The sequence below is a fragment of the Streptomyces sp. NPDC005722 genome, from assembly GCF_040630935.1.
GTDB lineage: Bacteria > Actinomycetota > Actinomycetes > Streptomycetales > Streptomycetaceae > Actinacidiphila.
The window spans coordinates 242,640-255,548 of the sequence record NZ_JBEXYN010000002.1 but is presented as its reverse complement, the minus strand read 5'-3'; the positions used below and the strand labels follow the sequence as shown (position 1 = coordinate 255,548).

Genomic DNA, 12,909 nt, shown 5'->3' with positions numbered 1-12,909 from the left:
TACCGGTCCGCGGGGCCGCGCGCCGAGGTCAGCCCCGCAGTGCCAGCGCCTGCCCCGCGACCACCAGCACCACGTGCTCGGACTCCTCGGCCAGCGCGACGTTCAGCCGGCCCAGCTCGTCCCGGAACCGGCGCCCGCTGGCCGTGGCCGGGACGACCCCTGAGCCGACCTCGTTGCTGACCGCCACGACCGTCCTGCGGGTCGCCCGCCAGGCGGCGGTCAATTCCCCGACACGGCGGCGCAGTTCGCGCTCGCCGCCCTCCGCCCACTTCCCGTCGTCCCACGCGCCGAGCTCGTCCATGGTGTGCGTCAGCCACAGCGACATGCAGTCGATCAGCAGCGCGGGACCGTCCCCCTCGGCCAGCAGCGGCGGCAGGTCGCAGGTCTCGAGCGTCTGCCAGGACTGCGGGCGCCGCTCCCGGTGCAGGGCCACCCGTTCCGCCCACTCCGGGTCACCGCCCCGGGTCCCGCCGGTGGCCACGTACACCACCTCGGGGCAGGCCGACAGCCGCCGTTCCGCCTCCACCGACTTGCCCGACCGCGCCCCGCCCAGCACCAGCGTGCGGCGCGGCACGTCGGGCACGTCGCGGAGGTCGCCGACCGTCAGCGTCGTGCCGTCCGGCACCGCCCGTACGCCGAGCGCGGCCAGCCGGCGGCGCAGTTCCTGCCCCGGGTGGACGCGGTGGTCGAGGTGGACCGCGACGACGTCGGTGGTGCTCCCGACCGCGCCCGCCGCCCGCAGCCGGCCCAGCGCGTCCGGCCGGCCCAGCGCGTCCAGCAGCACCAGCCGGTACGGCTCCGCGGCCTCCGGCAGGCCCGCGGGGGCGCATTCCGGCGGCAGGTACAGCAGGCGCTCGCCCTCGGGGCCGGTCACCTCGTAACCGGAGCCGGGCGCGTCGACCGGCACCGCCCGCACCCGGTGCCCGGACAGCAGCGTGATCTCCTGCCCGGGCGCCAGCCGGCCCGGCGCGGGCAGTCCCGCCGGGATCTCCACGGCCGGGCCGTCGTGCGGGTGCGACAGCAGCACCTGGTGGACCCCGGCGAGCGAGTGGCCGGAGCGCGCCGCCGTGAGCGCGAGTCCCGGCGTCAGGTCGAGCAGCAGCACCCCGTCGACGAGCAGCGAGGTCGCCGCCCGCGCCTGGTCGCCCACGGCCGTCGCGCAGGCCGCGCAGGGGCAGCCGGGGAGGGGCAGGCCGTCCGGGCCCCCGGTGCCGAGGAGAGTCAGTTCCACGTGCAGATCCTCTCGCGTCCGCGCACGCTACGCTGCCGGACAGGCACCCCCAGGGACGAGGAGACGGACATGGCGTGGACGTGGCGTTTCGAGAAGACCGACGGCACGGAGGTCACCCCCGCGGTCGAGCCCGAGGAGTTCACCACGCAGGGGGACGCTGAGTCCTGGATCGGCGAGGTCTGGAAGGACCTCCTCCAGGGCGGCGCCGACCAGGTCCACCTCTTCGACGACGGCACGAAGATCTACGGCCCGATGAGCCTGCACGCCGAGGAGTAGGACCGTCAGGACCCGTGCCGCGGCGGCCGGGAGAGCCGGCCGCCGCACCGCCCCGCGCGCCGGGGGAGGGCCGGCGGGACGTCCCACGACCCCGCCCCCCGGCGCGCGGGGCGGTCCGCTACCCGAGCTGCCCCAGCGTGACCTTGACGGTCCTCTCGCCGCTGCCGCGCTGGAAGGTGACGTCCACCCGGTCGCCGGGGGCGTGCTGCACCAGGGCCTCGGACAGCGACTGCAGGGTGGTGATGTCGTCGCCCCCGACGCCGACGATGACGTCCCCGGCCCTGATGCCGGCCTTGTCCGCCGCCCCGCCCCGGGTGACCTCGACGACGCCGACCCCGGCGGGCTGGAAGTTCTCGTCGAGGACCGTCCGCCCGGTGATGCCCAGTGCCGCGCGGCCGGAGTCGACGACCTTGCCGTGCTTGACGATCTGGTCCGCGATGCGGGTGACGGTCGCCGCGGGGATGGCGAAGCCGATGCCGGGAGCGGAGGAGTCGCCCATGGTGGGGTTGACCGCGGCGAGCGTCGGGATGCCGATGACCTGGCCGGAGAGGTTGACCAGCGCGCCGCCGCTGTTGCCGGGGTTGATGGGGGCCGAGGTCTGCACCATGTCGGCCAGGGTGGCGCCGGTGCCGCCCTCGGCCCCGGTCTCGCTGACCGTACGGCCGACCGCGGAGACGATGCCCTGCGTGACGCTGCTGTTCAGGCCGAGCGGGCTGCCCATGGCGAGCACGATCTGCCCGACCTGGACGTCGTGGGAGCGCCCGAAGGACGCCGCGCGCAGGCCGTCCGGCGGGTCGTCGAGCTCGATGACGGCGAGGTCCTGCTCGGGGTAGGAGGCCACGAGCCGGCCCTTGTGGGGGGTGTCGCTGTTGGCGAGGGTGACCTCGAAGGTGTCGGAGCTGCCGACGACGTGGGCGTTGGTGACGATGTGGCCCTTGGTGTCGTAGACGATGCCGGAGCCCAGTCCCTCGGACGTGTTGATCTGGACGACGGACGGCAGCACCGCCTTGACGACCTGCTGGTACGAGTGCTCCAGATCACGGGCGGCGGCCCCCTCGGAGGCGGCGACGGGCGCGGGCGCCGAGGACGCCGCGCCGGGGGAGGGGTTGTCCTCCGTGCATCCGGCGGTCAGGCTCCCGCAGCACGCGACGGCCAGCAGCAGGGCCGCCGCCCGCAGCGCCGCCGCCGGCGGCCGCCATCGGTTCGGCTTCGAATCGCGCATGACCGAAGTGTCGCGTTCGCGGTGCCCCGTCCCCGGTATCCCGCCCCGGTCAGTTCCGTACGCCGCACAGATGCAGCAGTGCCGCGACGCCCCGGTAGGGGTCGGTGCGTCCGGCCAGCTCCTCGGCGGCCAGCAGCTCCTCCGGCGCGTCCACGGCGTCGTCCGGCGCCGTGTCGGTGAAGACCCGCACCCCGTACCAGGCGTGCAGCGGCGCGCCGATGGCGCTGAGCGTGGTCGTCAGGTCCGCGCGCCGGTCGGCGCGGGCCGGCAGCCCCAGCCGGTTGGTGTACGTGTCGCCGCCGAAGGCGGCCAGCGCGCCGGCCCAGTCGCCCTGCAGCGCGGGCCGCATCGCCAGGGCGTCGGCGTTGCGCACCAGCAGCGACAGCAGCCCGCCGGGGGCCAGCACCCGGGCGAGCCCGGCGACCATGGCGTCCGGCTCGGGCACGTACATCAGCACGCCGTGGCAGAGCACCACGTCGAAGCTGCCCGGCCCGAAGTGCCGGCCGGTCTCCCGGCCGTCGCCCTCGACGAGGGTGATGCGCTCGCGTATGCCCTCGGGCTCGGCGGCCACCGCCTCGCGCAGCACCTCCGCCATCCCCGGATCGGCCTCCAGACCGGTGACCAGGTGACCGGCGCGGGCCAGCCGCAGCGCCTGGGTGCCCTGGCCGGGGCCGACGTCGAGGATCCCGAGCCGCCGCCCCACGGGGAAGCGCGCCGTGATCTGCTCGTCGAGCTGGCGCCCGACCAGCTCCTGGCGCACGGTGTTCCGGAGTCCGCCCAGCCGGTCCAGCCAGGTTCCGGCGGCGCCGGCGAACCCGTCGTTCCCGCTCAGAGCTTGGTGCCGCGCTTGACCTGCGGCTTCGGCAGGCGCAGTCGGCGCATCTGGAGGGTCCGCATGAGGGCGTAGGCCACGGCGCCCTTGGTGGGCTTGTCCGGGAAGCGCTTCGCCAGCTCGCGCCGCAGCAGGAGACCGCTGACGGCCGAGTCCACGACGATCAGCACGATCACCACGAGCCACAGCAGCAGCGAGATGTTCTGCAGCGCCGGGTTCTTGAGCATGCTGAGCACGAGGATGACCACGGCCAGCGGCAGGAAGAACTCCGCCACCCGGAACCGCGAGTCCACGTAGTCACGGGCGAACTTGCGCACCGGGCCCTTGTCACGGGCGGGCAGGTAGCGCTCGTCCCCGTTCATCAGCGCCTCGCGCTGCTTGGAGAGGTCGGCGCGCCGGGCGTCGCGGGCCTGCTTGGTGGCGGCCTTGCGGTCGGTGGGCGTGGTCACCGCCTTGCGGCGCTGCGTCTGGGCATCGCTGCGCTTGGGGGTGGGGCGGCCCTTGGGAGCCTGCGGGTCGCGGGATTGCCGGTCCTCCACCACGGTGGTGGACGCGGCCTGCTCGGTTTGGGAACGACGTCGGAACACGACTCCAAGGTTACGTGCTCGCCGGCGGGACCCCCAGCCCCTCACCTACTCCCTGGGCCTGAGGTCATCGAACTGTGATCGTTCCTAAGGATGAGCGCATCCGCAACGGAACAGTGGGGTAATGGAACCAGGCCCCGTACTGTGGGGTCTGTAGAGGTGTGCTGGCGAGCTGAATGAAGGGGGCGCGCGAGGCCCATGAGCGGTGTCATGAAGCGGATGGGGATGATCTTCCGCGCGAAGGCCAACAAGGCCCTTGACCGGGCCGAGGATCCGCGCGAGACCCTCGACTACTCGTACCAGAAACAGCTGGAGCTGCTGCAGAAGGTGCGGCGGGGGGTCGCGGACGTCGCCACCTCGCGCAAGCGCCTGGAGCTGCAGCTGAACCAGCTGCAGCAGCAGTCCGCGAAGTACGAGGACCAGGGCCGCAAGGCGCTCGCCCTGGGCCGGGAGGACCTGGCCCGCGAGGCGCTCTCGCGCCGGGCCGCCCTCCAGCAGCAGGTCACCGACCTGGAGACGCAGCACCAGACGCTGCAGGGCGAGGAGGAGAAGCTCACCCTCGCCGCCCAGCGCCTGCAGGCCAAGGTGGACGCCTTCCGCACCAAGAAGGAGACCATCAAGGCCACCTACAGCGCGGCCAAGGCCCAGACGCAGATCGGCGAGGCCTTCTCCGGCATCTCCGAGGAGATGGGCGACGTCGGCCTGGCGATCCAGCGGGCCGAGGACAAGACCGAGCAGCTGCGCGCCCGGGCCGGTGCCCTGGACGAGCTGCTGGCCTCCGGCGCCCTCGACGACCCGACCGGGATCGCCAAGGACGACATCCAGGCCGAGCTCGACCGCCTCTCCGGCGGCAGCGACGTCGAGCTGGAGCTGCAGCGCATGAAGGCCGAGCTGGCCGGCGGTTCCCCGCAGCAGGCCATCGAGGGCGGACAGCAGCAGGGCCAGACCCAGTCCCAGCCCCAGGACCAGCCCCGGTTCGACAAGCAGTAGACACCCCCGAGGAGGGCGTCGTGATCGTACGGATCATGGGTGAGGGCCAGGTGACGGTGGACGAGGGCCACCTCGCCGAGCTCGACAAGCTCGACGACGAGCTCCTGGCGGAGATGGAGAGCGGTGACGAGGCCGGGTTCCGGCGCACGCTCACCGCGCTCCTCGACGCCGTCCGTCGGCTGGGCACGCCCCTGCCGGACGACTCCCTGGAACCGTCCGAGCTGATCCTGCCGGCCCCGGACGCCACCTTGGAGGAGGTCCGGGCGATGCTGAAGGACGAAGGCCTCATCCCCGGCTGACACCAGCGACCAGCGCACCGCGCACGTGCCCCGGCCCGGTACCGCACCGGACCGGGGCACGGCCGTCCGTGGGGACCCGTACCGTTGATGAGCGTGCAGCATCGATCCATGAGGGACCGGGCCCGTCTGTGGCCCCAGGCCCACCCCATCGCCCTCGACGCCGGGCTGGCGTTCGCCGTCCTGGCGGTGATCATCGGCAACATGTTCATCGGGCCGCACACCGAGCGGTACGACGCCTCGGTCCCCGACATCCTGCTGGCCGTCGTCGCCTCCGCCGCGCTGCTGCTGCGCCGGCGCAGCCCGCTGGGCGTCCTCGCCTTCACCGGCGCGGTCACCGTGGTCTACCTGCTCACCGCGACCGGCGAGGGTCGCGCCCCGGTGGCCGCCACGGTCGTCGTCGCGCTCTTCTCGGCCTCCACGCACACCGACCGCACCACCACCTTCCGGCTGGGCCTGGCGACCTGCCTGCTGCTGCCCGCGATCGCCATGCTCTTCGGGGCCCGGCCCTGGTACTCCGCAGAGAACATCGCCCTGTTCGCGTGGAGCGGCATGGCCGCGGCGGCCGGTGAGGCCACCCGCAGCCGGCGCGCCTACGTCGCCGCCGTCGAGGAGCGCGCGGAGCGGGCCGAGCGCACCCGGGAGGAGGAGGCCAAGCGCCGCGTCGCCGAGGAGCGCATGCGGATCGCCCGGGAGCTGCACGACGTGGTCGCCCACCACATCGCCCTGGTCAACGTGCAGGCCGGCGTCGCCGCCCACGTCATGGACAGCCGCCCCGACCAGGCGAAGCAGGCCCTCGCGCACGTCCGTGAGGCGAGCCGTTCCGCGCTGGACGAACTCCGCGCGACCGTGGGCCTGCTGCGGCAGTCGGGGGACCCCGCCGCCCCCATGGAACCGGCACCCGGCCTGGGCGTGCTGGACCAGCTCGTCGACGGCTTCCGCCGGGCCGGGTTGCCGGTGGAGGTCGTCGAGGAGGACCCCGGCACGCTCCCCGCGAGCGTGGACCTCACCGCGTACCGGGTCATCCAGGAGTCGCTCACCAACGTCCACAAGCACGCCGGCCCCGGCGCCCGGGCCGAGATCCGCATCGCGCGCGGCACCGGGACGCTGGAGGTCACCGTCGTCGACCGCGGCGGCCGCCCGCAGGCCCCGGGCGCCGCGGGCGGCGGTCACGGCCTGATCGGCATGCGCGAGCGCGCCGCGGCCCTCGGCGGCACCTGTGAGGCCGGGCCCGGCGCGCAGGGCGGCTTCCGCGTCCACGCCCGGCTGCCGCTCGCGGTGCCGGGCCGGCCGGCCGGCCCGCACGGGGATGGGAGAATCCCGGCATGATCAGGGTGCTGCTCGCGGACGACCAGGCGCTGCTGCGGGGCGCGTTCCGCGTCCTCGTGGAGTCCGAGCCGGACATGGAGGTCGTGGGCGAGGCCTCGGACGGCGCCGAGGCCGTCGCGCTGGCCCGCGGCACCCGGGCGGACGTCGTCCTGATGGACATCCGCATGCCCGGCACCGACGGCCTCGCCGCCACCCGCGAGATCACCTCCGCCGAGGACCTGACCGGCGTGGCCGTCCTCGTCCTGACCACCTTCGAGGCCGACGAGTACGTCGCGCAGGCGATCCGCGCCGGCGCCGCCGGCTTCCTCGGCAAGGGCGCCGAGCCCGACGAGCTGCTCGCGGCGATCCGCACCGTCGCCGGGGGCGACGCGCTGCTGTCCCCGTCCGCGACCAAGAGCCTGATCGCCCAGTTCCTGGCGCAGAGCGGCGGGCAGCGCCCGCTGCCGGGGGAGGGCGGATCCGCGGGCCCGGACCTGGACGCGCTGACGGCGCGCGAGCGCGAGGTGCTGGTCGAGGTGGCGATGGGGCTGCCGAACGACGAGATCGCCGAGCGCCTCGGGGTGAGCCCGCTCACCGTCAAGACGCACGTGAACCGCACCATGGCCAAACTCGGCGCCCGCGACCGCGCGCAGCTGGTCGTCGCCGCGTACGAGTCGGGTCTGGTGCGCGCCGCCCCACGCTGAGTACGACCGGCGCGTACCGCATCCGCAGTACGCCCCCGTGAGCAATCACGACCTCGGGCTGAGGAAACCACCCTCCGCGGCAGGAGAAAGTGGCGTGGGCTGACAAAAGTCCGCAACCCGAGACCATCCGAGCACTCTGAGCACAGAGAAGAGACCGCACCACGATGTCCTGGCTGTCCCGAATCAGCCTTGCCCAGCGCAGCCTGGTCGCGCTGATGGCGGTGGTCGCCATCGGCTTCGGCGCCATCGCGATACCGTCCCTCAAGCAGCAGTTGTTCCCCTCCATCGACCTGCCCTTGGTGTCGGTGATCACGACCTACCCCGGCGCGTCCCCCGACGTCGTCGAGAAGCAGGTCGTCGAGCCGATCGAGAACGGCGTCAAGGGCGTCGACGGCATCACCGGCATCACGTCCACGGCCAGCGAGGGCGCCGCCGTGATCATGGCCCAGTTCGACTACGGCAACGACAGCGACAAGCTGGTGGCCAACGTCCAGCAGGCCGTGAACCGCGTCTCCTCGCGGCTGCCGCAGGACGCCGACCCGCAGGTCATCGCCGGCTCGACGGACGACATCCCGACCGTCGTCCTCGCCGCCACCTCCACCGGTCTGGACCAGCAGGCACTCGCCGACGCGCTCGACCGCTCGGTCGTCCCGGTGCTGCAGGACATCGACGGCGCCGGTCAGGTGACCGTCACCGGCGTCCAGGACCGGATCGTCACCGTCACGCCCGACGACAAGAAGCTCGCCGCCCGCAAGCTCGGCGCCACCGCCCTCGTGCAGGCGCTGCAGGCAGGCGGCCACGCCGTCCCGGCCGGCTCCTTCGACGACGGCGGCAAGAGCCGCACCGTCCAGGTCGGCGGCGAGTACGCCTCGGTGCGGGAGATCGAGGACCTGCGGATCCCCACGGCCTCCAAGCCCGTGCGCCTCGGGGACGTCGCCACCGTCGCGGAGCGCCCCGACGCCGCCGACTCCATCACCCGGACCGACGGCAGGCCCAGCCTCGGCGTCGCCGTCACCATGGACCAGGACGGCAGCGCCGTCGCGATCTCCTCGGCCGTCAAGGACAAGCTCGCCGACCTCGAGCGCGACCTCGGCGAGGGCGGCAAGCTCACCGTCGTCAGCGACCAGGGCCCCGCGGTCTCCAAGTCGATCCACGGACTGACCATCGAGGGCCTGCTCGGTCTGCTCTTCGCGGTCGTGGTCATCCTGGTCTTCCTGGCGTCGCTGCGCTCGACCCTGGTGACCGCGGTCTCCATCCCGCTCTCCGTCGTGCTGACGCTGATCGTGCTGTGGACCCGTGGCCTGTCGCTGAACGTGCTGACCCTGGGCGCGCTGACCATCGCCATCGGCCGGGTCGTCGACGACTCGATCGTGGTGCTGGAGAACATCAAGCGGCACCTCGCCTACGGCGAGGAGAAGCAACCCGCGATCATCGCCGCGGTGCGCGAGGTGGCCGGTGCCGTCACCGCCTCCACCCTCACCACGGTCGCCGTCTTCCTGCCGATCGGTCTGGTCGGCGGCTTGGTCGGTGCGCTGTTCGGCTCCTTCTCGCTGACCGTGGCGGCGGCGCTGCTGTCCTCGCTGCTGGTGTCGCTGACGATCGTCCCGGTCCTGTCGTACTGGTTCCTCAAGCCGCCGGCCGATGCGGGCCGGACCACGCCGGAGGAGATCCGGCGCCGCGCCGAGGAGGAGGAGTCCCGCGGCGCCCTGCAGCGGCTGTACGTGCCGGTGCTGCGCTTCGCCACCCGCCGCCGGCTGACCAGTGTCCTCATCGCCGTCGCGGTCCTGCTCGTCACCGTCGGACTCGCTCCGTTGCTGAAGACGAACCTCTTCGAGCCCGGCGCCCAGGACACCCTGACTCTCAAGCAGGAACTCCCGCCGGGTACCAGCCTGTCCGCTTCCGACGAGGCGGCCCGCAAGGTCGAGAAGCTGCTCGAGGGCATCGACCAGGTCCAGGACTATCAGGTCACGGTCGGATCCTCCGGCTTCCTGGCGGCCTTCGGCGGCGGCACCGGCGCCAACCAGGCGAGCTTCCAGGTGAAGCTGAAGAATGCGGACGACAGTGATGTCGTCCTCGACGAGATCCGGACGGGCCTGAAGAAGCTCGATGGCGTCGGCACGACCTCGGTCTCCGCCGGCGGCGGCTTCGGCAACCAGAACCTGTCGGTCGTCGTCAAGGCTGCGGACGCCGGCACCCTGGCCAAGGCCAGTGCCGAGGTGCGTGACGCCGTGGCCGATCTGGACGACGTCACAGACGTCACCAGCGACCTCGCGCAGAGCGTGCCCAGGATCGAGGTCCACGCCAAGCAGGCCGAGGCCGCCAAGTACGGTCTCAACGACGCCGCCATCGGTGCCGCCGTCACCCAGGCCGTGCGCGGTACGACCGTCGGAAGCGCTGTGCTGGACGACACCGAGCGCGACGTGCGGGTGGTCTCCGGTCAGAAGGCCGGTACGGTCGCCGAGCTCACGGCCCTCACCATCCCCACCCCGGTGGGACCGGTGAAGCTCGGCAAGGTCGCCGAGGTCGTCGAGGCCCCCGGTCCGGTGCAGAAGACCCGGATCGACGGCGCCCGCGCCGCGACGATCACGGCGAAACCGACCGGTGACAATACCGGTGCGGTGAACGATGCCCTGACGAAGAAGATCGACGACCTCGATCTCCCCAAGGGCGCCACCGTCGAGATCGGCGGTGTCTCCTCGGACCAGGACGAGGCCAACGCGAGCCTGGCGCTGGCGATGCTCGCCGCCGTCGCCATCGTCTTCATGCTGCTGGTGGGCACCTTCCGCAGCCTGATCCAGCCGCTGGTGCTGCTGGTGTCCATCCCGTTCGCCTCGACCGGCGCGATCGGCCTGCTGCTCGTCACCGGCACCCCGCTGGGCGTGCCGGCGCTGATCGGCATGCTGATGCTCATCGGCATCGTCGTGACCAACGCGATCGTGCTGATGGACCTCATCAACCAGTACCGCGCGCAGGGTTACGGCGTGGTGGAGGCGGTCATCGAGGGTGGCCGGCACCGTCTGCGGCCGATCCTGATGACCGCGCTGGCGACCATCTTCGCGCTGCTGCCGATGGCCCTCGGGGTCACCGGCGAGGGCGGCTTCATCGCCCAGCCGCTCGCCGTGGTCGTCATCGGCGGTCTGCTGACGTCGACGCTGCTCACGCTGCTGCTCGTGCCGACCCTCTACACGATGGTCGAGCTCCGCAAGGAGCGGCGGGCCAAGCGCAAGGCGCTCAAGGGGGCCGCACAGCCGGGCGGTTCCGGCGCGGGCGAGGCCGAGCCGACGCCCGAGCTGACCAAGGTCTGACACCTGTGAGCAGGGCCTGACGACGAAGGGGCCAGGGGCGAACGCCCCTGGCCCCTTCGTCCGTCGCGGCCGTGTACGGCTCTCAGAGGAAGAAGCCCGAGGGGATGTACGGCTGCGGGGGCCGCATTCCGCGCAGGCAGACCCAGCCGGACGTGGTGAGTTCCAGACCCGCCGTCAGGCCGACGTCCACCGCCCACTGCTGTTCGGCCGTCAGGTGGGGGACCTTCGCCGGGGTGTCCTCCGGCAGGCTCAGCAGCGCGGCGGTCAGCAGCCGGGACGCCAGCCGGCGCGAGGTCGCGGCCAGCAGCCGTACGTGGCCGTCCCGGTCGACGTAGCAGTAGCCGCTGCCGGCGAGGTCGTCCACGACCAACAGGGGGCACTCGGTCAGCAGTTGGTCGTGGTCGGAGCCGTGCGCGCCGCCCCGGGTGCGCCGGTCCACGGAGTCCATCAGGTCGCGGTGCTTGGCCGAGCCCTCGTGCACCGCCCCGTCCGGCGCCGGCAGATCACCCTTGCGGACCGCGCCCTCCAGGCGCATCGCCGGGTGCAGCGCGAAGCCCGCCCGGCGGTAGGTCGCCGCCGCCCGCGGGTCGGGGGAGCTGCAGATGATGCCGCGCAGGCAGCCGCGCCCGTACGCCATCGCGGCGGCGAGCAGTTCGCGCCCGACCCCCTGCCGCTGCGCCGAGGGCAGCACCGCGAACAGCGAGAGCCCCCACGTCCCCTCGCGGCGCGTCGACATGGAGACGCCCAGCGGCATGCCGGACGTCTCGTCGAGGGCCAGCCAGCAGCCACCGGGGTCGGTACGCGCGACGTACCGGTTGCGCCGCCGCAGCAGGGCGGCCCGCTCCGGGGGCGTCTCCTGGTGAGGGCCGCCGCCGGGCAGGGCGCCCGAGGCGCCGAAGGCGGCGGCCGCCACGACCGCCACCGCTTCGGCGTCCTCGTCGGAGTCACGGAGGGGACGCAGGATCATGCGCCCATCCTGCCCCTACGGCAGGGCGAGCATCCGCTCAAGCGCCAGCTTCGCGAAGTGCTCGGTGTCCCGGTCGACTTGGATGCGGTTGACGACCTTGCCGTCGGCCAGCGACTCCAGCGCCCACACCAGGTGCGGCAGGTCGATCCGGTTCATGGTCGAGCAGAAGCAGACGGTCTTGTCGAGGAAGACGATCTGCTTGTCCGGGTGCGCCTTGGCCAGCCGGCGCACCAGGTTGAGCTCGGTGCCGATGGCCCAGGAGGAACCGGCCGGGGCCGCCTCCAGGGCCTTGATGATGTACTCGGTCGAACCGACGTGGTCGGCCGCGGTGACGACCTCGTGCTTGCACTCGGGGTGCACCAGGACGTTGACGCCGGGGATGCGGGCCCGCACGTCCTCCACCGACTCCAGCGAGAAGCGGCCGTGCACCGAGCAGTGGCCGCGCCACAGGATCATCTTCGCGTCGCGCAGCTGCTCGGGGGTGAGCCCGCCGTTCGGCTTGTGCGGGTTGTAGAGGACGCAGTCCTCCAGGGAGAAGCCCATCTCCCGCACCGCGGTGTTGCGGCCGAGGTGCTGGTCGGGGAGGAAGAGCACCTTCTCGCCCTGCTGGAAGGCCCACTCCAGGGCGCGCTCGGCGTTGCTGGAGGTGCAGATGGTGCCGCCGTGCCGGCCCGTGAAGGCCTTGATGTCGGCGGAGGAGTTCATGTAGGAGACGGGCACGGTGACGTCGGCGACGCCGGCCTCGGTGAGCACGTCCCAACACTCGGCGACCTGCTCGGCCGTGGCCATGTCGGCCATGGAGCAGCCCGCCGCCAGGTCGGGGAGGATCACCTGCTGGGCGTCGGAGGTCAGGATGTCCGCGGACTCGGCCATGAAGTGCACACCGCAGAAGACGATGTACTCGGCCTCGGGGCGGGCGGCGGCGTCACGGGCCAGCTTGAAGGAGTCGCCGGTGACGTCGGCGAACTGGATGACCTCGTCGCGCTGGTAGTGGTGCCCGAGGACGAAGACCTTCTCGCCGAGCTTGGCCTTCGCGGCGCGGGCGCGCTCCACCAGGTCCGGGTCCGAGGCGGCGGGCAGGTCGCCGGGACAGTCGACGCCGCGCTCGCTGCGCGGGTCGGACTCGCGGCCCAGGAGGAGCAGGGCGAGCGGGGTCGGCTGGACGTCCAGCGGTTCGGATGTGGTGGTCACGGG

12 protein-coding genes are annotated in these 12,909 nt (G+C 72.9%); 6 read left to right on the top strand and 6 right to left on the bottom strand.

Annotated elements, in window-relative coordinates; translation table 11 throughout:
• Nucleotides 1–28: 28 nt before the first annotated feature.
• On the bottom strand, nucleotides 29–1,231 hold the full coding sequence (locus ABZ479_RS03295) for a bifunctional adenosylcobinamide kinase/adenosylcobinamide-phosphate guanylyltransferase (protein ID WP_500459590.1): 1,203 nt from the start codon (nucleotides 1,229–1,231) through the stop codon (nucleotides 29–31).
• Nucleotides 1,232–1,300: 69 nt separating this feature from the next.
• Here ABZ479_RS03295 and ABZ479_RS03290 point away from each other — a divergent pair, with 69 nt between their 5' ends.
• On the top strand, nucleotides 1,301–1,507 hold the full coding sequence (locus ABZ479_RS03290) for a hypothetical protein (protein ID WP_499598089.1): 207 nt from the start codon (nucleotides 1,301–1,303) through the stop codon (nucleotides 1,505–1,507).
• A 118-nt stretch (nucleotides 1,508–1,625) separates the two neighbouring features.
• Here ABZ479_RS03290 and ABZ479_RS03285 read toward each other — a convergent pair whose 3' ends face one another.
• The 3 genes from ABZ479_RS03285 to ABZ479_RS03275 form a co-directional block, all read right to left on the bottom strand.
• Nucleotides 1,626–2,729 carry a S1C family serine protease gene (locus ABZ479_RS03285; RefSeq protein ID WP_500459589.1) on the bottom strand — a complete coding sequence of 368 codons (1,104 nt, stop codon included), beginning with the start codon at nucleotides 2,727–2,729 and terminating at the stop codon, nucleotides 1,626–1,628.
• Nucleotides 2,730–2,778: 49 nt separating this feature from the next.
• Nucleotides 2,779–3,489, bottom strand: coding sequence for a class I SAM-dependent methyltransferase (locus ABZ479_RS03280; RefSeq protein ID WP_500459588.1), 711 nt, complete (start codon nucleotides 3,487–3,489; stop codon nucleotides 2,779–2,781).
• Nucleotides 3,490–3,557: 68 nt separating this feature from the next.
• Entirely contained in the window at nucleotides 3,558–4,148 is a 591-nt protein-coding gene (locus tag ABZ479_RS03275; protein WP_500459587.1) for a DUF3043 domain-containing protein, read from the bottom strand.
• A gap of 195 nt (nucleotides 4,149–4,343) precedes the next feature.
• Between ABZ479_RS03275 and ABZ479_RS03270 the strand changes: the two genes are divergently transcribed.
• The 5 genes from ABZ479_RS03270 (at nucleotide 4,344) to ABZ479_RS03250 (ending at nucleotide 10,748) form a co-directional block, all read left to right on the top strand.
• Entirely contained in the window at nucleotides 4,344–5,135 is a 792-nt protein-coding gene (locus tag ABZ479_RS03270; RefSeq protein WP_018557019.1) for a PspA/IM30 family protein, read from the top strand.
• Nucleotides 5,136–5,155: 20 nt separating this feature from the next.
• A complete protein-coding gene (gene pspAA / locus ABZ479_RS03265; RefSeq protein WP_500459586.1) occupies nucleotides 5,156–5,434 on the top strand; it encodes a PspA-associated protein PspAA in 279 nt (92 codons plus the stop codon).
• Between the two features lie 108 nt (nucleotides 5,435–5,542).
• Nucleotides 5,543–6,760, top strand: coding sequence for a sensor histidine kinase (locus tag ABZ479_RS03260; protein WP_500459585.1), 1,218 nt, complete (start codon nucleotides 5,543–5,545; stop codon nucleotides 6,758–6,760).
• Nucleotides 6,757–7,443 carry a response regulator transcription factor gene (locus ABZ479_RS03255; protein WP_500459584.1) on the top strand — a complete coding sequence of 229 codons (687 nt, stop codon included), beginning with the start codon at nucleotides 6,757–6,759 and terminating at the stop codon, nucleotides 7,441–7,443. Before ABZ479_RS03260 ends, ABZ479_RS03255 begins: the two co-directional genes overlap by 4 nt.
• 164 nt (nucleotides 7,444–7,607) lie before the next feature.
• Nucleotides 7,608–10,748 (top strand): efflux RND transporter permease subunit, encoded by a 3,141-nt coding sequence (locus tag ABZ479_RS03250; RefSeq protein ID WP_500459582.1) that lies wholly within the window; start codon nucleotides 7,608–7,610, stop codon nucleotides 10,746–10,748.
• 82 nt (nucleotides 10,749–10,830) lie between these two features.
• Here ABZ479_RS03250 and ABZ479_RS03245 read toward each other — a convergent pair whose 3' ends face one another.
• Both ABZ479_RS03245 and nadA read right to left on the bottom strand, forming a co-directional pair.
• Entirely contained in the window at nucleotides 10,831–11,715 is an 885-nt protein-coding gene (locus ABZ479_RS03245) for a GNAT family N-acetyltransferase (RefSeq protein WP_500459581.1), read from the bottom strand.
• A 15-nt stretch (nucleotides 11,716–11,730) separates the two neighbouring features.
• Nucleotides 11,731–12,906, bottom strand: coding sequence for a quinolinate synthase NadA (gene nadA / locus ABZ479_RS03240; protein ID WP_500459580.1), 1,176 nt, complete (start codon nucleotides 12,904–12,906; stop codon nucleotides 11,731–11,733).
• Nucleotides 12,907–12,909: the final 3 nt, after the last annotated feature.

What these genes read in the sequence shown, in the direction of transcription:
- ABZ479_RS03270 (WP_018557019.1), top strand. Translation starts at nt 4,344, where the DNA reads ATGAGCGGTGTCATGAAGCGGATGGGGATGATCTTCCGCGCGAAGGCC.
- ABZ479_RS03260 (WP_500459585.1), top strand. Translation starts at nt 5,543, where the DNA reads ATGAGGGACCGGGCCCGTCTGTGGCCCCAGGCCCACCCCATCGCCCTC.
- ABZ479_RS03285 (WP_500459589.1), bottom strand. Translation starts at nt 2,729, where the DNA reads ATGCGCGATTCGAAGCCGAACCGATGGCGGCCGCCGGCGGCGGCGCTG.
- ABZ479_RS03250 (WP_500459582.1), top strand. Translation starts at nt 7,608, where the DNA reads ATGTCCTGGCTGTCCCGAATCAGCCTTGCCCAGCGCAGCCTGGTCGCG.
- ABZ479_RS03245 (WP_500459581.1), bottom strand. Translation starts at nt 11,715, where the DNA reads ATGATCCTGCGTCCCCTCCGTGACTCCGACGAGGACGCCGAAGCGGTG.
- ABZ479_RS03255 (WP_500459584.1), top strand. Translation starts at nt 6,757, where the DNA reads ATGATCAGGGTGCTGCTCGCGGACGACCAGGCGCTGCTGCGGGGCGCG.
- ABZ479_RS03290 (WP_499598089.1), top strand. Translation starts at nt 1,301, where the DNA reads ATGGCGTGGACGTGGCGTTTCGAGAAGACCGACGGCACGGAGGTCACC.